A 21,512-nucleotide genomic window follows, 5' to 3' on the forward strand; every position below is an offset into this window, starting at 1 on the left:
ATCGCGAGCAAGCTCGCTCCCACATTGGATCTCGGCCGTTCACAAATCCTGTGGGAGCGAGCTTGCTCGCGATGAGGCCTTCACTGACGACACACAAACCCCGCAAACGACAAAGGCCACCCGAAGGTGGCCTTTGTCTTGGCAAAGCGTCAGATAAGCGCGAGGCTTACTTGATCGCCCAGCCAGTCAGCTCGGACAAAGCCTTGCCGATGTCTGCCAGCGAACGCACGGTTTTCACGCCTGCGTCTTCCAGGGCAGCAAACTTCTCGTCTGCAGTGCCTTTGCCGCCAGAGATGATTGCGCCAGCATGGCCCATGCGCTTGCCCGCAGGGGCAGTCACACCAGCGATGTAGGAAACAACCGGCTTGGTCACGTTTGCCTTGATGTAGGCAGCCGCTTCTTCTTCAGCCGAACCGCCGATCTCACCGATCATCACGATCGCTTCGGTCTTCGGGTCTTCCTGGAACAGCTTCAGGATGTCGATGAAGTTCGAACCCGGGATCGGGTCACCGCCGATGCCGACGCAAGTTGACTGACCGAAACCGGCGTCAGTAGTTTGCTTGACAGCTTCGTAGGTCAGGGTGCCGGAACGGGAAACGATACCGACCTTGCCTGGCAAGTGAATGTGACCTGGCATGATGCCGATCTTGCATTCGCCTGGAGTGATCACGCCTGGGCAGTTAGGACCGATCAGGACTACGCCCAGTTCGTCGCACTTGACCTTGGCATCCAGCATATCCAGGGTAGGAATGCCTTCGGTGATGCAAACGATCAGCTTGATGCCGCCGAAAGCTGCTTCCAGGATGGAGTCCTTGCAGAAAGGAGCCGGAACGTAGATCACGCTGGCGGTGGCGCCAGTGGCAGCTACGGCATCTTTCACGGTGTTGAACACTGGCAGACCCAGGTGCTCGGTGCCGCCTTTACCAGGAGTTACACCACCAACCATCTTGGTGCCGTACTCGATGGCTTGCTGGGTGTGGAAACTACCTTGCGAACCGGTAATACCCTGGCAGATAACTTTGGTGTCTTTATTGATCAGGACGCTCATTATTTGCCCTCCGCAGCTTTAACGACTTGTTGAGCAGCGTCGGTCAGGCTGGTAGCAGCGATGATGTTCAAACCGCTTTCTGCCAGTACTTTAGCGCCCAGCTCAGCGTTGTTGCCTTCAAGGCGAACAACAACCGGGATTTTCACGCCGACTTCTTTCACGGCGCCAATGATGCCTTCGGCAATCATGTCGCAACGAACGATGCCGCCGAAGATGTTGACCAGTACTGCAGCGACGTTAGTGTCGGACAGGATGATCTTGAACGCTTCGGTAACGCGTTCTTTGGTAGCACCGCCGCCCACGTCGAGGAAGTTGGCTGGTTTGCCGCCATGCAGGTTGACGATGTCCATGGTACCCATGGCCAGGCCAGCACCGTTGACCATGCAACCGATGTTGCCTTCCAGCGCTACGTAGTTCAGTTCGAACTTGGCAGCGTGCGCTTCGCGCGGATCGTCTTGCGACGGATCGTGGAAAGTCTTCAGCTTAGGCTGACGGTACATGGCGTTGGCGTCGATGTTGATCTTGGCGTCGAGGCAATGCAGATCGCCGTCAGCCTTGATCACCAGCGGGTTCACTTCCAGCAGAGCCAGGTCGTGATCCTTGAACAGCTTGGCCAGACCTACGAAGATCTTGGCGAACTGAGCAACTTGCTTGCCTTCCAGACCCAGCTGGAATGCCAGCTCGCGACCCTGGAATGGCTGAGCGCCAACCAGTGGATCGATAGTGGCCTTGAGGATTTTCTCAGGGGTGTCGTGAGCGATTTTCTCGATGTCCACGCCACCTTCGGTGGAAGCCATGAACACGATACGACGGCTCGAACGGTCAACGACAGCGCCCAGGTACAGCTCTTTAGCGATATCAGTGCACGATTCAACCAGGATCTTGGTGACTGGCTGACCATTGGCATCAGTCTGGTAAGTCACCAGACGCTTGCCCAACCACTGTTGAGCGAATGCTTTGGCGTCTTCTTTGCTGCGAACCAGCTTAACGCCGCCCGCTTTACCGCGACCACCTGCGTGAACCTGGGCTTTGACAACCCATTCGGTCCCGCCGATCTTGTCGCACGCTTCTGCTGCTGCTTCCGGGGTGTCTACGGCGAAACCCTGGGATACTGGCAGGCCGTATTCAGCGAACAGCTGCTTACCCTGATACTCGTGAAGATTCATGCTTATTACCGTCTTCGTTAGGTACTGCGCATTCGGTGCTGCACTTGTTCAAGTGCCGCACCACCTGTGACTGCTGCTTGCGTAGGTGTTCCGGATAACCGGTGAAACTACGCAAGGCTGCGTCCGGCGGACATTCCGCGGTGAGTCTTGCACGCAAGTCTCACGACGGGCCTTCCGCCGTGGTTTCTTATTGTCTTGTCTTAACGCTTCTTGCGGTTGGCAATGTGAATGGCGCCGCCATTCACTGCCAGAGCAGCTTCGTGCAAGGCTTCGGACAGGGTCGGATGGGAGAAAACCATCATGCCCAGGTCTTCGGCACTGGTGCCGAATTCCATACCGATTGCGCCCTGCTGAACCAGTTCTGCAGCGCTCGGGCCAATCACGTGGACGCCCAATACGCGGTCAGTCTTGGCATCGGCAATGACTTTCACGAAACCGCCGGTGTCGTTGGCTGCCATGGCACGGCCACTGGCTGCGAACGGGAAGGTGCCAACGTTAACTTCAACGCCTTCAGCCTTCAAGACCTGCTCGGTCTTGCCGACCCACGCGATTTCCGGGTGAGTATAAATAACAGACGGGATCAGGTCATAGTTGATTTGGGCTTTGTGGCCCTTGATGCGCTCAACCACCATGATGCCTTCTTCGGACGCCTTGTGCGCCAGCATCATGCCGCGAACCACGTCACCGATCGCGAAAACGCCCGGTACGCTGGTCGCGCACTGGTCGTCAACGAAAACGAAACCACGTTCGTCGATGTTCACACCGCTGTCAGCTGCCAGCAGCTCGGTGGTCACTGGACGGCGACCAACGGCAACGATCAGCCTGTCGAAGGTGATGTTCTGTTCGCCATTGGCATCGGTGTAGTTCACCACGACTTCGTCGCCGTTCACTTTGGAACCGGTGACGCGAGCGCCCAGCTTGATGTCCAGACCTTGCTTGGTCAGGGTTTTGTAGGCTTCCTTGGAAACCGCGTCGTCAGCCGCTGGCAGGAACTTCTCCAGGGCTTCCAGAACAACAACTTCGGAACCCAGACGCGACCAGACCGAACCCAGTTCCAGACCGATCACGCCAGCGCCGATCACGCCCAGACGTTTTGGAACCGATTGGAATTCCAGTGCGCCCGTCGAATCGACGATCACGTTCTGGTCAACCGGAGCCGGTGGAATGTCGATCGGACGCGAACCCGAAGCCAGGATCACGTTCTCGGCTTCGATGATTTCGACGGTGCCGTCCGGCTTGGTCAGTTCGACTTTCTTGCCGGCCAGCAGTTTGCCGTGGCCTTGCAGGGAAGTGACGCCGTTTGCCTTGAACAGGGTCGCAACGCCAGAGGTCAGGCCTTTGACGATGTTGGCTTTACGGCCAACCATTGCGGCCACGTCCATGGTCACGCCAGCGTGATTGATACCGTGGATCGCGAAGCCTTCTTTGGCTTCCTTGTATTTCCAGGAGCTGTCCAGCAGCGCCTTGGATGGAATGCAGCCGACGTTCAGGCAAGTACCGCCCAGAGCCAGTTTGCCTTCCTTGTCGGTGTATTTCTCGATGCAGGCCGTCGAAAGACCAAGCTGCGCGGCCTTGATAGCCGCTACGTAGCCGCCAGGGCCCGCACCGATCACTACTACGTCAAATTTCTGCGACATATAAAAGAATCCTCTTTAGCTACAACTTTCAAGCCGCAAGCTCCGGCCCCAGGCTGCTGACTTGCAGCCTGGGGTAAGGAGCTTGCAACTGCTTTATCAGATATCCAGCAGCAAACGAGCCGGGTCTTCCAGCAGGTTCTTGATGGTAACCAGGAAGGTCACAGCTTCTTTGCCATCGATCAGACGGTGATCGTAGGACAGCGCCAGGTACATCATCGGACGGATAACCACCTGACCGTTGATCGCCATAGGACGCTGCAGAATGTTGTGCATGCCCAGGATGGCCGCTTGCGGCGGGTTGACGATCGGGGTCGACATCATCGAACCGAAGGTACCACCGTTGGTGATGGTGAACGTACCACCGGTCATCTCGTCCATCGACAGTTTGCCGTCACGCGCCTTCTTGCCGAAGGTGGCGATGCCGCCTTCGATTTCAGCCAGGCTCATCAGTTCGGCGTTACGCAGAACCGGTACAACCAGACCGCGGTCGCTGGAAACAGCTACACCGACGTCGGCGTAGCCGTGGTAAACGATGTCGGCACCGTCGATCGACGCGTTGACAGCCGGGAAGCGTTTCAGCGCTTCGGTGGCAGCCTTGACGAAGAACGACATGAAGCCCAGGCGCACACCGTTATGGCTCTTCTCAAAGAGATCCTTGTACTTCGAACGCAACGCCATGACTTCGGTCATGTCGACTTCGTTGAAAGTGGTCAGCATCGCCATGTTCGACTGCGCTTCTACCAGGCGCTTGGCCACGGTAGCGCGAACGCGGGTCATCGGAACGCGCTTCTCGATGCGGTCGCCAGCGGCGAATACAGGAGCAGCGGCAGCCGGAGCAGCAGCCTTGGCAGGCGCGGCAGCCGGAGCGGCTTTCTTGGCAGCAACGGCTGCAACCACGTCTTCCTTGGTCACGCGACCGCCTTTGCCAGTGCCGGCAACGGAAGCGATGTTGATGCCGTTTTCTTCAGCCAGCTTGCGAGCAGCCGGTGCAGCAACAGGATCGTCTTCGCCTTCGGCAGCAGGAGCAGCAGCCTGTGCAGCGGCCGGAGCAGCGGCAGCGGCTGGAGCAGCACCAGCGCCGCCGGCTTCGATGGAGCCCAGGACTTCGTCGGACAGAACGGTGTCGCCTTCGTTCTTGACGATAGCGCCCAGCACGCCATCAGCAGTAGCCAACACTTCCAGTACGACTTTGTCGGTTTCGATGTCGACGATCAGGTCGTCGCGCTTGACGGCGTCGCCCGGCTGTTTGTGCCAGGTGGCAACGGTGCCATCGGCAACCGATTCCGGGAAAGTGGGGGCTTTGATTTCGATAGCCATTATCTGTGGGTCCTTAAATTCGGTTTCAGGTGCGCGAAGGCGTTAAACAGTAAAGGCGTCTTGCAGCAGTTTTTCCTGCTGCTCAGCGTGCATCGATGCATAACCACAAGCAGGTGCGGCGGACGCCTCACGACCAGCGTATTCCAGGACCAGGCCTTTCTTGTGGTTGGTCAGACTGCGACGCATGTGATGCTGGCTGCTGTACCAGGCGCCCTGGTTCATCGGCTCTTCCTGGCACCAGACCACGTGTTCGAGGTTGGTGTAAGGGGCGAGCGTCTCCATCAGGTCGTCTTCGGGGAACGGGTACAGCTGCTCGAGACGCACGATAGCGATGTCTTCACGACCTTCGGCACGGCGTTTTTCCAGCAGGTCGTAGTAGACCTTGCCGCTACACAGAACAACGCGCTCGACCTTTTTCGGGTCCAGTGCATCGATTTCCGGGATAACGGTCTGGAACGAACCTTCGGCCAGATCTTCCAGGGTCGATACGGCCAGTTTGTGACGCAACAGCGATTTTGGAGTCAGGACGATCAACGGCTTGCGCAGCGGGCGAATCACCTGACGACGCAGCAAGTGGTAGATCTGGGCCGGCGTGGTCGGCACGGCTACCTGAATGTTGTGCTCGGCGCACAGTTGCAGGTAACGCTCCAGACGAGCCGACGAGTGCTCCGGCCCCTGACCTTCATAACCGTGTGGCAGCAGCATGGTCAGACCGCACAGACGGCCCCACTTGTGCTCGCCACTGGTGATGAACTGGTCGATTACCACCTGGGCACCGTTGGCGAAGTCGCCGAACTGGGCTTCCCAGATCACCAGCGCCTCAGGCGTGGTGGTCGAATAACCGTATTCGAACGCCAGCACCGCTTCTTCCGACAGGAACGAATCGTACAGGTCGAAGCGTGGCTGACCTTTGTACAGATTCTGCAGCGGAATGTAGCTGCCGGTGTCTTTCTGGTTGTGCAAAACAGCGTGACGGTGCGAGAACGTACCGCGACCGATGTCCTGACCCGTCATGCGAATCGGGTGACCTTCGAACGCCAGGGTCGCGTACGCCATGGTTTCGGCATAACCCCAGTTGATCGGCAGGCCGCCGGCTTGCATCTTCTGACGGTCTTCGTAGATTTTCGAGACCTGGCGCTGAACCACGAAGCCTTCCGGAATTTCCAGCAGCTTGGCGGACAGTTCCTGCAAGGTTTTCAGATCGAAGCGAGTGTCGTGACGTGCGGTCCAGGCATGGCCCAGATACGGACGCCAGTCCACGAACAACTCTTTGTTCGGCTCTTTGACCAGGCTTTTTACAACATGCAGCCCATTGTCCAGCGCGTTGCGGTATTCATCGATTTTCGCCTGAACACGCTCGGCGTCGAGTACACCGGCCTGGGTCAGACGATCGGCATACAGCTCACGGGTGGTGCGCTGCTTGGCGATCTGCTGATACATCAGGGGCTGGGTACCGCTTGGCTCGTCGGCCTCGTTGTGGCCGCGACGACGGTAGCAGACCAGGTCGATCACCACGTCGCGCTTGTACTGCATGCGGTAGTCGATGGCCAGCTGGGTCACGAACAGCACGGCTTCCGGATCATCGCCATTCACATGGAGGATCGGCGCCTGGATCATTTTCGCGACGTCAGTGGCGTACTCGGTGGAACGCGAGTCCAGCGGGTTGCTGATGGTGAAACCGACCTGGTTGTTGATCACGATGTGCACAGTACCGCCGGTCTTGAAACCGCGGGTTTGCGACATCTGGAAGGTTTCCATCACCACGCCTTGACCGGCGAATGCCGCGTCACCGTGGATGGAGATCGGCAGAACCTTCTCGCCTGTAGGGTCGTTACGACGATCCTGACGGGCGCGAACCGAACCCTCGACCACTGGCGATACGATTTCCAGGTGGGACGGGTTGAAGGCCATGGCCAGGTGAACTTCACCGCCGGTGGTCATGACGTTGGACGAGAAGCCCTGGTGATATTTAACGTCACCGGAACCCAGCTCGACCTTCTTCTTGCCTTCGAATTCGTCGAACAGCTCGCGCGGGTTCTTGCCAAAGGTGTTGACCAGCACGTTCAGACGGCCACGGTGGGCCATGCCGATGACGATTTCCTTGGTGCCGTAGGAACCGGAACGCTGGATCAGTTCGTCGAGCATCGGAATCAGGCTCTCGCCGCCTTCCAGACCGAAACGCTTGGTGCCCGGGTATTTGGTGCCCAGGTATTTTTCCAGACCTTCGCCGGCGGTAACGCGCTCAAGCAAGTGGCTCTTGATGTCGGCGGAGTACGTCGGACGGCCGCGTACGCTTTCCAGACGTTGCTGGAACCACTGGCGCTGCTCGGAATCGGTGATGTGCGTAAATTCAGCGCCGATGGTGCGGCAATATGTCTGCTGCAACGCTTCGTGAATTTCGCGTAGGCTCGCCTCCTCTTTGCCGATGAACAGGTCGCCGGCACGGAAGGTCGTATCAAGATCGGCATTGGTCAAGCCGTAATGATTGATCGACAGGTCTGCAGGTGCAGGACGCTGCCACAGCCCCAGCGGGTCAAGCTGGGCTGCCTGGTGGCCACGCATACGGTAGGCCTGGATCAATCGCAGCACTTCAACTTGCTTCTTCTCGTGCTCACTGCTCACGCTGCCGGCGGAAACCGGTTGGGCGCGGCGCTGGTTCTTTGCCAGCAAGACGAAATGATCGCGAATTGTGGAGTGCGAAACATCGGTGGCAGTGTTGCCGTCAGCAGGCAACTTCTGAAAGTAGGTGCGCCACTCTTCTGGCACAGCGTTAGGGTCGTGCAGGTAGAGCTCGTAGAGCTCTTCCACATAGGCAGCGTTACTACCGGATAGGTAGGCGCTGTTCCACATGCGCTGCATCACGCTTTCTTGCATGCTTGGTCACCCTCGGTTAGGGGAACACCACCGGCGTCGACACCGAGCACGCTTGCAGAAGTCCGAATGCAGCGACTAAAACAAGCCACTTAGGATCACGCTGATAGTCCGGGTACCAGCCCGGATGCCCCTGCTTGTCTCATTTCTTCAAAATAAGAGCCGCAGCCTTTAAAGCTGCTGCTCAGGTTAAAACTACGGCGCCGGTTGAAGCCTGCGCCGTAGCATCTACGGGTACAGCGGTTCTACGGGTACAGCAGCTGAATCACACGCCGCTTTGCAGCAACATGTTACGTACGTGACCGATGGCCTTAGTCGGGTTCAGGCCTTTCGGGCAGACGTTGACGCAGTTCATGATCCCGCGGCAGCGGAATACGCTGAACGGGTCATCCAGCGAAGCCAGACGCTCGGCAGTCTTGGTGTCACGGCTGTCTGCCAGGAAGCGATACGCTTGCAGCAGAGCAGCTGGACCCAGGAACTTGTCGGGGTTCCACCAGAAGGACGGGCAAGAGGTCGAGCAGCAAGCGCACAGGATGCACTCGTACAGACCGTCGAGCTTTTCACGCTCTTCAGGGGTCTGCAGACGTTCGATGGCCGGAGCCGGCGTGTCGTTCTGCAGGAATGGCTTAACCTTCTCGTATTGCTTGTAGAAGATGCTCATATCGACGACCAGGTCACGAATAACCGGCAAACCTGGCAGAGGTCGAACGATCAGCTTGTTACCTTTTACGACAGAAGTCAGCGGCGTGACGCACGCCAGTGCGTTTTTGCCGTTGATGTTCATGCCGTCGGAACCGCAAACGCCTTCACGGCAAGAGCGACGATAGGAGAAACCTTCGTCCTGCTCTTTGATCAGGGCCAGCACGTCCAGCACCATCAGGTCTTTACCACCGGTATCAACCTGGAATTCCTGCATGAACGGCGCAGCGTCCTGATCAGGGTTGTAGCGATAAACACTGACTTGCAACATGGCGGCCACCCTTAATAAGTCCGAATCTTAGGTTCAAAAGTCGGAACAGTCTTCGGCGAGAAGTTCACAGCACGCTTGGTCACGCGCTTGTCACCCGGGAAGTACAGGGTGTGGCACAGCCAGTTTTCGTCGTCGCGATCTTCGTAGTCTTCACGGGCGTGAGCGCCGCGGGACTCTTTGCGGATCTCTGCAGCGATGGCAGTGGCTTCGGCCACTTCCAGCAGGTTCTGCAGCTCCAGGGCTTCGATACGCGCGGTATTGAACGCCTGGCTCTTGTCGTTGATCTTGACGTTGGCGATACGGCCACGCAGATCAGCCAGCTGGGCAATACCCTTCTGCATGTATTCGCCGGTACGGAATACACCGAAGTAGTTCTGCATGCAGCTTTGCAGCTCTTTGCGCAGGGTGGCGACGTCTTCGCCTTCGGTACGCGAGTTCAGGCCAGCGAGACGCGCCAGGGCAGCGTCGATGTCGGACTGGCGAGGACGGGCGTAATCAACGCCTTCTTTCAGGGTCTGCTCCAGGAACAGGCCGGCCGCACGGCCGAACACCACCAGGTCGAGCAGCGAGTTGCCGCCCAGACGGTTGGCACCGTGAACCGATACGCACGCCACTTCGCCCACTGCGAACAGACCAGGGATGATCTGGTCGACGCCGTCGGCGTCCTGGGTGATTGCCTGGCCATGAATGTTGGTGGCAACGCCGCCCATCATATAGTGGCAGGTTGGAACGACCGGAATCGGCGCCACGGCTGGATCGACGTGGGCGAAGGTCTTGGACAGCTCCATGATGCCTGGCAGACGGCTGTGCAGAACTTCTTCACCGAGGTGATCGAGTTTCAGCATCACGTGGTCGCCATCCGGACCGCAACCGTTGCCGGCGATGATTTCTTTAACCATCGAGCGAGCAACCACGTCACGACCAGCCAGGTCTTTGGCGTTCGGAGCATAACGCTCCATGAAACGCTCGCCGTGCTTGTTGATCAGGTAACCGCCTTCACCGCGGCAACCTTCCGTAACCAGTACACCGGCGCCGGCGATGCCGGTCGGGTGGAACTGCCACATTTCAATGTCTTGTACCGGCACGCCAGCACGCAGAGCCATGCCGACGCCGTCACCGGTGTTGATCAGGGCGTTGGTGGTGGACGAGTAGATGCGACCTGCACCGCCGGTCGCCAGAACGGTGGCGTTAGCGCGTACGTAGGAAGTTTCGCCGGTTTCGATGCAGATGACGATCATGCCGACAAAGGCACCATCTTCGTTCTTCACCAGGTCGACGCCGTAGTATTCGTTGAGGAATACGGTGCCGGCCTTGAGGTTGGCCTGGTACAGGGTGTGCAGCAGCGCGTGACCGGTACGGTCGGCAGCGGCGCAGGTACGTGCAGCCTGGCCACCTTTACCGAAGTCTTTCGACTGACCGCCGAACGGACGCTGATAGATGCGGCCCTGTTCGGTACGGGAGAACGGCAGGCCCATGTGCTCGAGCTCGAAGACCGCTTCCGGACCAACGGAACACATGTATTCGATAGCGTCCTGGTCACCGATATAGTCGGAACCCTTGACGGTATCGTACATGTGCCAGCGCCAGTCATCGTTCGGATCAGCGGACGCGATAGCGCAGGTGATGCCACCCTGGGCGGATACGGTGTGCGAACGAGTCGGGAAAACCTTGGTGACTACGGCAGTCTTGTGACCGCCCTGCGCCAGCTGCAGCGCAGCGCGCATGCCGGCACCGCCGCCGCCAATGATGATGGCGTCGAACGAAAGCGTGTTAACTGTATTAGACATGAATCAGATACCCCAAAGAATCTGCACACCCCAGACGAAGTAGGCGAACATCGCGACGCCGCATACTGCCTGGAAGAGGAAACGTATTGCAGTCGCGGACTTGCCGAACGCCATTGGCGTCAGGTAGTCGGTCGCGATGGTCCACATGCCGACCCAGGCGTGAGCGCCGAGAGCAACGAGAGCCAGGAGACTGAAAATACGCATCCAGTTGCTTGCGAACAGTTCATGCCATTGGGCGTAGTCGATGCCAGGGTTGGCGACGACGTATCCGATCAGGAAAATGAAATAAGCCGCGAGAACGACCGCAGACACACGTTGTGCCATCCAGTCATAGAGGCCCGAACGCGACAGGTTCGTGACGTTAGTTACCATATCCAGACTCCTGCCAGAACGATTACCACCACGGAAACGGCGATAACGATTTTCGAGCCCAGTTTGCCGCCTTCAAGCGACTCGCCGATGCCCATGTCCATCATCAAATGGCGCACACCGGCAACCAGGTGATACAGCAAGGCGGACAGGATGCCCCATGTCACTAGCTTGGCTAGCGGACTGGTCAGACACGCTTTCACCTGACCGAAGCCTTCTTCCGAGTCGAGCGACTTGTCCAATGCATAAAGCATGATGGCCAGGCTGACAAAGATGATGATTCCGGAGATTCGGTGAAGAATGGACGTGTAAGCAGTGACTGGGAGTTTGATGGTCCTTAGGTCTAGGTTTACAGGTCGTTGGCTATTCACGGCTTTTTTTCACACTGAAGAGCCCCTAACAATCAGGGCAAAGTTGTTGGGGAGTGCACTGGTCAGGTACCCACCACCCAGGGAGTGCGACCCCCAGTAAAGCAGGCCCAAAAGCCCCTGGCGGTCGGAGGCCGAGTATAGACAGTTAGGTCACTAATGACAACGCGTTCGCCTTCCCCTAATAGCTCATTGCACAAGTTGTATAAAAGGCGTAAATGGCAGTCAATTTCGAGGAAAAAGTCCGGTTAAAGCCTTCTGGAGCAAGACTTTAGGCAAATTGACATTCGAATTTATCTCACTATAGTGGTGCGGGCCCTGCGTGGGGGGTCTGTCTGATGATTTCAAGCATAAATAGGAGGCCACATGGCTGACAAAAAAGCGCAGTTGATCATCGAGGGCGCAGCCCCCGTCGAGCTGCCCATTTTAACCGGCACCGTTGGTCCCGATGTTATCGATGTTCGGGGCCTGACGGCCACGGGCCGTTTCACCTTTGACCCTGGTTTCATGTCGACTGCTTCCTGCGAGTCGAAGATCACCTATATCGACGGCGACAACGGCATTCTGCTGCACCGCGGTTATCCGATCGAACAGCTGGCTGAAAAGTCGGACTACCTGGAAACCTGCTATCTGCTGCTCAACGGCGAATTGCCGACCGCAGAACAGAAGGCCCAGTTCGTCAGCACCGTCAAGAACCACACCATGGTTCACGAGCAGCTGAAGACGTTCTTCAACGGCTTCCGTCGCGACGCCCACCCGATGGCCGTCATGTGCGGTGTAGTCGGCGCCCTCTCGGCCTTCTACCACGACTCCCTGGACATCAAAAACCCCCAGCATCGCGAAATCTCCGCGATCCGCCTGGTGGCCAAGATGCCGACCCTGGCAGCGATGGTTTACAAGTACTCCATGGGTCAACCCATGATGTACCCGCGCAACGACCTGACGTACGCGGAAAACTTCCTGCACATGATGTTCAACACCCCGTGCGAGATCAAACCGATCAGCCCGGTGCTCGCCAAGGCCATGGACAAGATTTTCATCCTGCACGCCGACCACGAGCAGAACGCGTCGACCTCCACCGTACGCCTGGCCGGCTCTTCGGGTGCCAACCCGTTCGCCTGTATCGCCGCCGGTATCGCTGCACTGTGGGGCCCTGCCCACGGCGGCGCGAACGAAGCAGTTCTGTCCATGCTTGACGAAATTGGCGATGTCTCGAACATCGACCAGTACATCGCCAAGGCCAAGGACAAGAACGATCCGTTCAAACTGATGGGCTTCGGTCACCGGGTTTACAAAAACCGCGACCCACGCGCCACCGTGATGAAGCAGACTTGCGACGAAGTGCTGAAGGAGCTTGGAATTCAGCATGATCCGCAACTCGAACTGGCCATGCGCCTGGAAGAGATCGCCCTGACCGACCCGTACTTCATCGAGCGGTCGCTGTACCCGAACGTCGACTTCTACTCCGGGATCATCCTCAAGGCGATCGGTATTCCAACCAGCATGTTCACCGTGATCTTCGCCCTGGCGCGGACTGTCGGCTGGATCTCGCACTGGAAGGAAATGCTCTCCAGCCCGTACAAGATTGGCCGTCCGCGCCAGTTGTATACGGGTTATGAGTCGCGTGACATTCCCAATCTGGAAGACCGCAAATAAGACCTGTCTTGCGATAATGTCTTGAGTTGTACCGGGAACGGCCTCTTATTTAGAGGCCGTTTTTGTTTGTGCCTGATGGTGGGTACGCGGCGGCCTGTGGGCCGACCGGGCTGTTTGGTGGTGTACATATCCATTTCTTCGGTAGCGGCTGCTGGCGGTTTCGCTTTTACAGCGAGTCACTTTGAAAAGCGCAAAGTAACCAAACGCTCTTGCCCCTTTCGTTCGGTGCCTCGCTTAGGCTCGGCATGCCCTCCCTCCGGTCCTGCTCCGTGGGCCCGCCGCCATCGGCCATCCATGGCCGGGGGCGGCTAACCCGGCATCCATGCCGGGTTGCCCACTACGCAGAACCTCCACTCGGCCTCTCGAGGGGGCGCGCACCGCAAAAGCCAAGCGAGGCGGCCTACCGGCCGGCCTGAACTCAATTTGGCGCGTCCCCCTATAGGAGCGAGGCTTGCCCGCGAAGCTGTTGATCTTGCTGCCTTCGCGAGCAAGCCACACCTATAGCGGGCGATAACCGCCCAATAAAAAACGCCCCGATCTCTCGACCGGGGCGTTTTATTCAGCTCAGCTTATATATGGAAACGCGAAGACTTAGTGCGAAACCGCCCCACTAGCCCCCAAACCAGTCTGCGAGCGAACAAATTGCGGGAAGAACAACGCCCGCTCATTGGCCCCGGCTGCGGATTTGTCAGTGATCGAGAAGAACCAGATCCCGATAAACGCAATGGCCATGGAGAACAGCGCCGGGTACTCATACGGGAAGATAGCCTTCTCGTGATGCAGAATCTGCACCCAAATGGTTGGCCCAAGCACCATCAAACCAACAGCACTGATCAGACCCAACCAGCCACCGATCATCGCACCACGTGTGGTCAGCTTCTTCCAGTACATGGAAAGCAGCAGCACCGGGAAGTTACAGCTGGCCGCGATGGAGAACGCCAGGCCCACCATGAACGCGATGTTCTGGCTTTCGAACAGAATGCCCAGACCGATCGCCAGCACACCCAAGCAGACAGTGGTGATTTTCGAGACGCGGATCTCGTCCTTGTCGTTGGCTTTGCCCTTCTTGATCACACTGGCGTACAGGTCGTGAGACACCGCCGTCGCACCAGCCAGCGTCAGACCGGCAACCACTGCCAGAATGGTCGCGAACGCTACCGCCGAGATGAAGCCCAGGAAGATACTGCCACCCACCGCATTGGCCAGGTGCACCGCCGCCATGTTAGTGCCGCCCAACAGCGCGCCAGCCGCATCTTTAAAGGCAGGGTTGGTGCTTACCAGCAAGATCGCGCCGAAGCCGATGATGAAGGTCAGGATGTAGAAGTAGCCAATGAAGCCGGTTGCATACAGCACGCTCTTGCGGGCTTCTTTCGCATCACTCACGGTGAAGAAGCGCATGAGAATGTGCGGCAGGCCAGCGGTACCGAACATCAGTGCCAGGCCCAGAGAGAACGCAGAGACCGGATCTTTCACCAGCCCCCCGGGGCTCATGATCGCCTCACCTTTAGGGTGAACCTTGATCGCCTCGGAGAACAGCGCGCTGAAGTCGAAGTTGACGTGTTTCATCACCATCAGCGCCATGAACGAGGCACCGGACAGCAGCAACACAGCCTTGATGATCTGCACCCAGGTGGTCGCCAGCATGCCGCCGAACAACACGTACATGCACATCAGGATACCGACCAGGATTACCGCGACGTAGTAGTCGAGACCGAACAGTAGCTGGATCAGCTTGCCGGCACCCACCATTTGCGCGATCAGGTAGAACGCCACCACCACCAGCGAACCACAGGCGGACAGCGTGCGGATCTGGGTTTGCCCGAGGCGATAGGACGCCACGTCGGCAAAGGTGTATTTACCCAGGTTACGCAGGCGCTCGGCGATCAGAAACAGAATGATCGGCCAGCCCACCAGGAAGCCGATCGAGTAGATCAGGCCGTCGTAGCCTGAGGTGAACACCAGGGCGGAAATACCCAGGAAGGACGCCGCAGACATATAGTCACCGGCAATCGCCAGACCATTCTGGAAGCCGGTGATCTTGCCACCCGCCGCATAGTAGTCGGCTGCCGAATTGTTGCGCTTGGAAGCCCAGTAGGTGATGCACAGGGTCAAGCCGACGAACGCCACGAACATCAGGATTGCGGAAACGTTGAGCGGTTGCTTGTGCACTGCGCCTGTGAGGGCTTCAGCGGCCCAGGCGCCAGGTGCAAAGGCTGCGATGCTCAATAGAGCCATTAGACGCCGGATCATTGCTGAGCCTCCTTGAGAATCGCATTGTTCAGGTCGTCGAATTCGCCATTGGCGCGTCGTACGTAGATTGCAGTCAGGATAAAGGCCGAGAGAATCAACCCGACACCGATCGGTATACCCCAGGTAATCGACGAATCGGGACTGATTTTCGCGCCCAGGAGATGCGGCCCATAAGCAATCAGAAGGATGAATCCGGAGTAAAGCCCAAGCATGGTCGCCGAAAGAATCCAGGCGAACCTTTCTCGCTTACTAACCAGCTCCTTGAAGCGCGGGCTGTTTTGAATCGAGAGGTAAATGCTGTCGTTCATTGTTTTTATCCTCGCAGCACAGATGAAGTTGTAACGTCATCCACTCTATGCGGCTGCGGAACTGGTTCCAGACGACCTTAGTATTAGAACGACATGACACAAATGCCATTTCCTATCCCTTAAAAGCAAAAGGCCCCTTGGCATCAATACCAAGGAGCCCCTCAAAGGTGCTGTCCAGAAGCTTCAGCTCAAATCATTTGGTCCAGTCTGCAACGCGTTCCGGGTGCTTTGCCACCCAGTCCTTCGCCGCGGCTTCAGGCTTGGCACCTTCCTGAATCGCCAGCATCACTTCGCCGATTTCGTCTTTCGACGCCCACTGGAAGTTCTTCAGGAACTTGACCACTTCAGGCGCCTTGGCCTCCAGGCCTTTGCTGCCAATGCTGTTCACGGTCTCAGCCGCGCCATAAACGCCTTTCGGGTCGTCCAGGAAGCGCAGTTTCCACTTGGCGAACATCCAGTGCGGCACCCAACCGGTGACGGCAATCGATTCCTGTTTCTTCTCGGCACGGGTCAGCTCGGCAATCATGCCGGCGCCGGAACTGGCCTTGAGTTGATACCCGGTCAGATCGTAGTCCTTGATCGCCTGCTCGGTCTTGAGCATCACACCTGAACCGGCGTCGATGCCGACGATGCGTTTTTTGAAGCTGTCATCGGTTTTCAGATCTTCGAGGGACTTGGCCTTGACGTACTCCGGCACGATCAAGCCGATTCTTGCGTCCTTGAAGTTAGGGCCGTAGTCGACGACTTGATCCTTGTTCTTGGTCCAGTAATCACCGTGGGTAACCGGCAGCCAGGCAGAGAGCATGGCGTCGAGTTTGCCAGTGGCCACACCCTGCCACATGATCCCGGTGGCAACCGCTTGCAGCTTGACGTCGTAATCGAGCTTCTGCTTGATCACTTCAGCTGCCACATGAGTGGTCGCGACGCTGTCGGACCAGCCATCGACGTAACCGATGGTCACCGTTGCCTTCGCAGCCAAGGCCTGGGCGGAGCCAATCGCAAGCGCCAGAGCGGCACCCACGCCTAAAAGTCGTCGCATCTTCATCGTTACTTCCCCGAAAGTGCTGCGCTCGACGGATGCCGAGTCGCGTCAACGTTTTGTTATGGTGCACAGCGCCCCCATCACGCCTCACCGCAAACTCGTTCGAACATCAGCCCGATTTTCCATGAGAGCACTGACGCCTCGATAATCAACCTGCCGACAACTGCGACCTGCTCTGCCAGCGACCTCAAAACATCGAGAAACGACATCAGAACGCCATTAATCTAGACCACCGCAAGTCCGCCGGCCAATCCGCCCGAACTTTGCATGTCAAAATCATGCAGGGCACCAAGCGCGCGGCAAATGCAGGTAACATGCGCGGCTTTGCTCCCAGACGTCCTGACCATGCCCGCGACATCCCGCTTTCCTTTTTTTGCTTATCTGTTTGCCTGCCTGCTGGGGCTTTTTGCCCTCGGTGGCTTCTGGTACGGCCTCGGCAAACCGGTGATTCTGCCGGACGTTGCCAGCGCGACGCACAAGCTGCAATGTGCCTCCTACACCCCGTTCGACAAAGACCAGTCGCCGTTCGATGTGCCGTTCAATTTGCGTCCCGAACGCATGGACGCCGACCTCGCGCTGCTGGCCAAAAGCTTCGAATGCATCCGCACCTACTCCATGACCGGCCTCGAGGCCCTGCCCGATCTGGCACGCAAGCATGGTCTGAAGCTGATGATCGGCGCCTGGGTCAACAGCAACCCGGTGGACACCGCGAAAGAAGTCGACCTGTTGATCGCCTCGGCCAATGCCAACGCGGACGTGGTGACTTCGGTCATCGTGGGTAACGAGGCCCTGCTGCGCAAGGAAATCACTGGCGCGCAGCTGGCCAAGCTGATCGACAATGTTAAAAGCCAGGTCAAACAACCTGTCACTTATGCCGACGTCTGGGAATTCTGGCTCAAACATCCGGAGATCGCCCCAGCGGTGGATTTCCTGACCATCCATTTACTGCCGTACTGGGAAGACGATCCCTCGAACATCGACGCCGCCCTGCAGCACGTGGCCGAAGTGCGCCAGGTGTTCGGCAACCGGTTCGCGCCCAAGGACGTGATGATTGGCGAAACCGGCTGGCCGAGCGAAGGCCGTCAACGGGAAACCGCCCTGCCGAGCCGGGTCAACGAGGCCAGGTTCATTCGCAACTTTGTGATCATGGCCGAGCAGCAAGGCTGGCACTACAACCTGATCGAAGCCTTCGACCAACCGTGGAAACGCGCCAGCGAAGGTGCGGTCGGCGGTTATTGGGGGCTGTTCGATGCCGATCGCCAGGACAAGGGCGTGCTGGCCGGTCCGGTGTCGAACGTGCCGTACTGGTCGCAATGGCTGGCAGTCGGTGGCTTGATCTTCCTCGGCACGCTGGTGCTTGGAGGTCGTGTGCGCAGCACCCGTGCCGCGTTGGTCCTGCCGCTGCTCGGCGCACTGGCTGCCTGCTCGATCGGCGCCTGGGGCGACCTGGCGCGTGTCACCACGCGTTTTGCCAGCGAGTGGTTGTGGGCCGGCTTGCTGACGGTATTGAATCTGTTGGTGCTGGCTCATGCAGCGCTGACCTTGAGCGCCCGTACCGGTTGGCGTGAACGGGCGTTCAACTTCCTGGAGCGGCGGGCAGGCTGGTGGCTGGCCGCGGCAGGGTTTGCCGCGGCGGTGACGATGCTGGAACTGGTATTCGATCCGCGCTATCGCAGTTTTCCGAGCGTTGCCTTCATCCTGCCAGCGCTGGTTTACCTGTGCCGCCCGGTGAGCGTGCCGCGTCGGGAGATTGCCTTGCTGACCTTCATCATCGGTGCCGGTATTGCGCCGCAGTTGTATCAGGAAGGTTTGCAGAACCAGCAGGCTTGGGGGTGGGCGTTGGTGAGTGTGTTGATGGTTGGGGCGATGTGGCGCAGTTTGCGGGTGCGCAAGGGGTAAATTTTCAGCGCCCCTACCGGCCTCATCGCGAGCAAGCTCGCTCCCACAGGGATCTTTGTCGTACACAAATTCTGTATTCGCTGAAGAACCCTGTGGGAGCGAGCTTGCTCGCGATGACGATCTATCAGGCGCTGCGGGACGCCCGAACCAGACGCAAAGCCGCAATCACCACCGCAAACACCGCCAACGTCGTGTTGTACAACGCCAGCGCCGGAAACCCGAACACCAGCGCCAGCACCGCCAGCCACCACCCTGCCCGCCCCGGCAGCACAAAACCGATTACCGCAGCGGCCAATGCCGCCCAGCCCAACACTTTGAAATGAATCATCAACCCAAGGCTGGAACGAACCTGGCATTCCCAACGACTCGCTTCATCCACACAGATGCCGACCCACTGCGCATCCTCCATGAAGCCATAACGCGCGCCATAGCTGGCGGCCAGCCATAAAGGCAGCAAAACAAGCAGCAGAATCACAGGCAGACGGCGGGACATGAAACACTCCAAAAAGCGAAAACGGCGGCCAGCTTAATCCCCCGGCAGCAGTTAGCAAGCGCGCGACACAGATAACTGGTCATGGAACAGCTGCAAAGTGTATCGTCCAGCTACCATTGCTCCGAATTAGGCCTGATTGGTGCCGCTCCATGGCACTTTGGCGCAAAACCCGTGGTCATAGCCTGCGAACTTCATTCGGCACCTTCCTCTAAGGGATCTAGTCATGCTCCGTTCCTTGCGCTTCGCCGCCCTGTTTGGCGGCATTATTTTGAGTGCGTCCGCACTGGCGGTCGACATCGACGCTGCCAGTTATGGCTACCCTTTGACCAACCCGTTCGAGGCGACCATTGCCACGACGCCGCCGGACCTGCGTCCGGAGTTGCCGCTCGATGATGACATCGAGCAGCAAACCCGCAGCGTCACGTTGCGCCCGGAGCGTGAGTTCGAGCTGCCGGACAACTTCTGGCCGGTGAAGAAACTCACCTACCGGATCGCCACGCAAGATAAAGCCGCGCCGCTGATCTTCCTGATCGCCGGCACCGGTGCGCGCTATGACAGCACCCTTAACGAATACCTGAAGAAGCTCTACTACAAGGCCGGCTATCACGTGGTGCAATTGTCGTCGCCGACCAGCTTCGACTTTATGAGCGCCGCCTCACGCTTTGCCACGCCCGGCATCACCAAGGAAGACGCCGAAGACATGTACCGGGTGATGCAGGCCGTGCGGGCGCAAAACCCCAACGTCGACGTCACCGATTACTACCTGACCGGTTACAGCCTGGGCGCACTGGACGCGGCTTTCGTCTCACACCTGGACGAAACCCGTCGCAGCTTCAACTTCAAGAAAGTCTTGCTGCTCAACCCGCCGGTCAACCTGTACACCTCGATCACCAACCTGGACAAGCTGGTGCAGACCGAGGTCAAGGGCATCAACAATTCCACCACCTTCTATGAATTGGTGCTGGACAAACTGACCCGCTACTTCCAGCAAAAGGGCTACATCGACCTCAACGATGCCCTGCTCTACGACTTCCAGCAGTCCAAGCAGCACCTGAGCAACGAACAGATGGCCATGTTGATTGGCACTTCGTTCCGCTTCTCGGCGGCGGACATCGCCTTCACTTCGGACCTGATCAACCGCCGCGGCCTGATCACGCCGCCGAAATACCCGATCACCGAAGGCACCACCCTGACGCCGTTCCTCAAGCGCGCGCTGCAGTGCGACTTCGATTGCTACATCACCGAACAGGTCATTCCGATGTGGCGCGCCCGCACCGACGGCGGCAGCCTGCTGCAACTGATCGACCAGGTCAGTCTGTATGCGCTGAAGGATTACCTGCGCGACAGCCCGAAAATCGCGGTCATGCACAACGCCGACGACGTGATCCTCGGCCCTGGCGACCTTGGCTTCCTGCGCAAGACCTTCGGCGATCGTTTGACTGTTTATCCACTGGGCGGCCACTGCGGCAACCTTAATTACCGCGTCAACAGCGACGCCATGCTGGAGTTTTTCCGTGGCTAAATACCTCCTGCTTATCGCAGCGTTACTCTGTGCAGGCGTCGCCAGTGCCGACAACAGCAAAGCCAACGCCCCTGTGGTGGTCGACAGTGACGGCTTCAAGGAGCCGCTGAGCAAACTCAAATTCAACCCGGGGCTGGATCAGCGCGAGTTCGAGCGCTCCACGCTCAACGCGCTGAACGTCTACGACCCGCTGGAAGAGTGGAACCGCCGCGTCTACCACTTCAACTATCGCTTCGACCAATGGGTGTTCCTGCCGGTGGTGGACGGTTATCGCTACATCACCCCGAGCTTCCTGCGTACCGGCGTCAGCAACTTCTTCAACAACCTCGGTGACGTGCCGAACCTGATGAACAGCCTGCTGCAGTTCAAGGGCAAGCGCTCGATGGAAACCACCGCGCGCCTGCTGCTCAACACCACCGTCGGCATCGCCGGCCTGTGGGACCCGGCCACCGCCATGGGCCTGCCGCGCCAGAGCGAAGACTTCGGCCAGACCCTGGGTTTCTACGGCGTACCGGGCGGCGCCTACTTCGTGCTGCCGATCCTCGGCCCTTCGAACATCCGCGACACCGGCGGCCTGGCCGTGGATTTCACCGCCGAGAACGCGATCAACTTCCTGAACGTCGCGGAAGTCAGCTCCAACCATCCCGAGGTCTGGCTCCTGCGCAGCGTCGACAAGCGCTATCAGACCGGCTTCCGCTATGGCCAGCTGAACACGCCGTTCGAGTATGAAAAGGTGCGTTACGTGTACACCGAGTCGCGCAAGTTGCAGATCGCCGAGTAAATCCATCGGCAATAAAAAAGGCCATTCG

17 protein-coding genes are annotated in these 21,512 nt (G+C 58.4%); 4 read left to right on the forward strand and 13 right to left on the reverse strand.

Going from position 1 to position 21,512, the window contains the following annotated elements; genetic code table 11:
- Positions 1-166: 166 nt before the first annotated feature.
- From sucD to sdhC, 9 genes are all read right to left on the reverse strand, one after another.
- Positions 167-1,048 (reverse strand): succinate--CoA ligase subunit alpha, encoded by an 882-nt coding sequence (sucD, locus tag ACA041_RS22900; RefSeq protein WP_007898976.1) that lies wholly within the window; start codon positions 1,046-1,048, stop codon positions 167-169.
- On the reverse strand, positions 1,048-2,214 hold the full coding sequence (gene sucC / locus ACA041_RS22905) for an ADP-forming succinate--CoA ligase subunit beta (protein ID WP_008148602.1): 1,167 nt from the start codon (positions 2,212-2,214) through the stop codon (positions 1,048-1,050). Before sucC ends, sucD begins: the two co-directional genes overlap by 1 nt.
- Before the next feature lie 200 nt (positions 2,215-2,414).
- The gene (gene lpdA / locus ACA041_RS22910) at positions 2,415-3,851 is read right to left on the reverse strand and encodes a dihydrolipoyl dehydrogenase (RefSeq protein ID WP_497437824.1); all 1,437 of its coding nucleotides are present in this window, start codon (positions 3,849-3,851) and stop codon (positions 2,415-2,417) included.
- Positions 3,852-3,947: 96 nt separating this feature from the next.
- The gene (gene odhB, locus ACA041_RS22915) at positions 3,948-5,168 is read right to left on the reverse strand and encodes a 2-oxoglutarate dehydrogenase complex dihydrolipoyllysine-residue succinyltransferase (RefSeq protein WP_497437825.1); all 1,221 of its coding nucleotides are present in this window, start codon (positions 5,166-5,168) and stop codon (positions 3,948-3,950) included.
- A 42-nt stretch (positions 5,169-5,210) separates the two neighbouring features.
- Entirely contained in the window at positions 5,211-8,042 is a 2,832-nt protein-coding gene (locus ACA041_RS22920) for a 2-oxoglutarate dehydrogenase E1 component (protein ID WP_338920011.1), read from the reverse strand.
- Positions 8,043-8,304: 262 nt separating this feature from the next.
- Positions 8,305-9,009 (reverse strand): succinate dehydrogenase iron-sulfur subunit, encoded by a 705-nt coding sequence (locus ACA041_RS22925; RefSeq protein WP_497437826.1) that lies wholly within the window; start codon positions 9,007-9,009, stop codon positions 8,305-8,307.
- A gap of 11 nt (positions 9,010-9,020) precedes the next feature.
- A complete protein-coding gene (gene sdhA / locus ACA041_RS22930; RefSeq protein ID WP_497437827.1) occupies positions 9,021-10,796 on the reverse strand; it encodes a succinate dehydrogenase flavoprotein subunit in 1,776 nt (591 codons plus the stop codon).
- A gap of 3 nt (positions 10,797-10,799) precedes the next feature.
- Entirely contained in the window at positions 10,800-11,168 is a 369-nt protein-coding gene (sdhD, locus tag ACA041_RS22935) for a succinate dehydrogenase, hydrophobic membrane anchor protein (protein ID WP_497437828.1), read from the reverse strand.
- Entirely contained in the window at positions 11,162-11,536 is a 375-nt protein-coding gene (gene sdhC, locus ACA041_RS22940; protein WP_497437829.1) for a succinate dehydrogenase, cytochrome b556 subunit, read from the reverse strand. Before sdhC ends, sdhD begins: the two co-directional genes overlap by 7 nt.
- A gap of 363 nt (positions 11,537-11,899) precedes the next feature.
- Here sdhC and gltA point away from each other — a divergent pair, with 363 nt between their 5' ends.
- Positions 11,900-13,189: a citrate synthase gene (gene gltA, locus ACA041_RS22945; protein ID WP_497437830.1), complete on the forward strand. Its 1,290-nt coding sequence runs from the start codon at positions 11,900-11,902 to the stop codon at positions 13,187-13,189.
- A 591-nt stretch (positions 13,190-13,780) separates the two neighbouring features.
- On the opposite strand, the gene ACA041_RS22950 is transcribed toward gltA, so the two are convergent.
- The 3 genes from ACA041_RS22950 to ACA041_RS22960 all read right to left on the reverse strand — a co-directional run bounded on the left by ACA041_RS22950 (position 13,781) and on the right by ACA041_RS22960 (position 16,792).
- A complete protein-coding gene (locus ACA041_RS22950) occupies positions 13,781-15,439 on the reverse strand; it encodes a cation acetate symporter (RefSeq protein WP_497437831.1) in 1,659 nt (552 codons plus the stop codon).
- Positions 15,436-15,747: a DUF485 domain-containing protein gene (locus ACA041_RS22955; RefSeq protein ID WP_497437832.1), complete on the reverse strand. Its 312-nt coding sequence runs from the start codon at positions 15,745-15,747 to the stop codon at positions 15,436-15,438. Before ACA041_RS22955 ends, ACA041_RS22950 begins: the two co-directional genes overlap by 4 nt.
- Before the next feature lie 193 nt (positions 15,748-15,940).
- The gene (locus ACA041_RS22960; protein WP_497437833.1) at positions 15,941-16,792 is read right to left on the reverse strand and encodes a glycine betaine ABC transporter substrate-binding protein; all 852 of its coding nucleotides are present in this window, start codon (positions 16,790-16,792) and stop codon (positions 15,941-15,943) included.
- Positions 16,793-17,092: 300 nt separating this feature from the next.
- On the opposite strand from ACA041_RS22960, the gene ACA041_RS22965 reads away from it, so the two are divergent.
- The gene (locus ACA041_RS22965) at positions 17,093-18,688 is read left to right on the forward strand and encodes a glycoside hydrolase family 17 protein (protein WP_497437834.1); all 1,596 of its coding nucleotides are present in this window, start codon (positions 17,093-17,095) and stop codon (positions 18,686-18,688) included.
- 124 nt (positions 18,689-18,812) lie between these two features.
- Here the strand turns inward: ACA041_RS22965 and ACA041_RS22970 are convergent, their stop codons facing one another.
- Entirely contained in the window at positions 18,813-19,181 is a 369-nt protein-coding gene (locus tag ACA041_RS22970) for a hypothetical protein (protein WP_497437835.1), read from the reverse strand.
- 223 nt (positions 19,182-19,404) lie between these two features.
- Here ACA041_RS22970 and ACA041_RS22975 point away from each other — a divergent pair, with 223 nt between their 5' ends.
- Entirely contained in the window at positions 19,405-20,703 is a 1,299-nt protein-coding gene (locus ACA041_RS22975) for a serine/threonine protein kinase (RefSeq protein WP_497437836.1), read from the forward strand.
- The gene (locus ACA041_RS22980) at positions 20,696-21,484 is read left to right on the forward strand and encodes an MlaA family lipoprotein (RefSeq protein ID WP_497437837.1); all 789 of its coding nucleotides are present in this window, start codon (positions 20,696-20,698) and stop codon (positions 21,482-21,484) included. The genes ACA041_RS22975 and ACA041_RS22980 overlap by 8 nt, the downstream gene beginning before the upstream one ends.
- Positions 21,485-21,512: the final 28 nt, after the last annotated feature.

The sequence above is a fragment of the Pseudomonas sp. LBUM1676 genome (assembly GCF_059695605.1).

Coding starts and splice junctions, on each gene's coding strand:
- sdhD (WP_497437828.1), bottom strand. CDS start 11,168: ATGGTAACTAACGTCACGAACCTGTCGCGTTCGGGCCTCTATGACTGG.
- ACA041_RS22955 (WP_497437832.1), bottom strand. CDS start 15,747: ATGAACGACAGCATTTACCTCTCGATTCAAAACAGCCCGCGCTTCAAG.
- odhB (WP_497437825.1), bottom strand. CDS start 5,168: ATGGCTATCGAAATCAAAGCCCCCACTTTCCCGGAATCGGTTGCCGAT.
- gltA (WP_497437830.1), top strand. CDS start 11,900: ATGGCTGACAAAAAAGCGCAGTTGATCATCGAGGGCGCAGCCCCCGTC.
- lpdA (WP_497437824.1), bottom strand. CDS start 3,851: ATGTCGCAGAAATTTGACGTAGTAGTGATCGGTGCGGGCCCTGGCGGC.
- sucD (WP_007898976.1), bottom strand. CDS start 1,048: ATGAGCGTCCTGATCAATAAAGACACCAAAGTTATCTGCCAGGGTATT.
- ACA041_RS22960 (WP_497437833.1), bottom strand. CDS start 16,792: ATGAAGATGCGACGACTTTTAGGCGTGGGTGCCGCTCTGGCGCTTGCG.
- ACA041_RS22925 (WP_497437826.1), bottom strand. CDS start 9,009: ATGTTGCAAGTCAGTGTTTATCGCTACAACCCTGATCAGGACGCTGCG.
- ACA041_RS22970 (WP_497437835.1), bottom strand. CDS start 19,181: ATGTCCCGCCGTCTGCCTGTGATTCTGCTGCTTGTTTTGCTGCCTTTA.
- ACA041_RS22975 (WP_497437836.1), top strand. CDS start 19,405: ATGCTCCGTTCCTTGCGCTTCGCCGCCCTGTTTGGCGGCATTATTTTG.
- sucC (WP_008148602.1), bottom strand. CDS start 2,214: ATGAATCTTCACGAGTATCAGGGTAAGCAGCTGTTCGCTGAATACGGC.
- ACA041_RS22965 (WP_497437834.1), top strand. CDS start 17,093: ATGCAGGTAACATGCGCGGCTTTGCTCCCAGACGTCCTGACCATGCCC.
- ACA041_RS22920 (WP_338920011.1), bottom strand. CDS start 8,042: ATGCAAGAAAGCGTGATGCAGCGCATGTGGAACAGCGCCTACCTATCC.
- ACA041_RS22950 (WP_497437831.1), bottom strand. CDS start 15,439: ATGATCCGGCGTCTAATGGCTCTATTGAGCATCGCAGCCTTTGCACCT.
- sdhA (WP_497437827.1), bottom strand. CDS start 10,796: ATGTCTAATACAGTTAACACGCTTTCGTTCGACGCCATCATCATTGGC.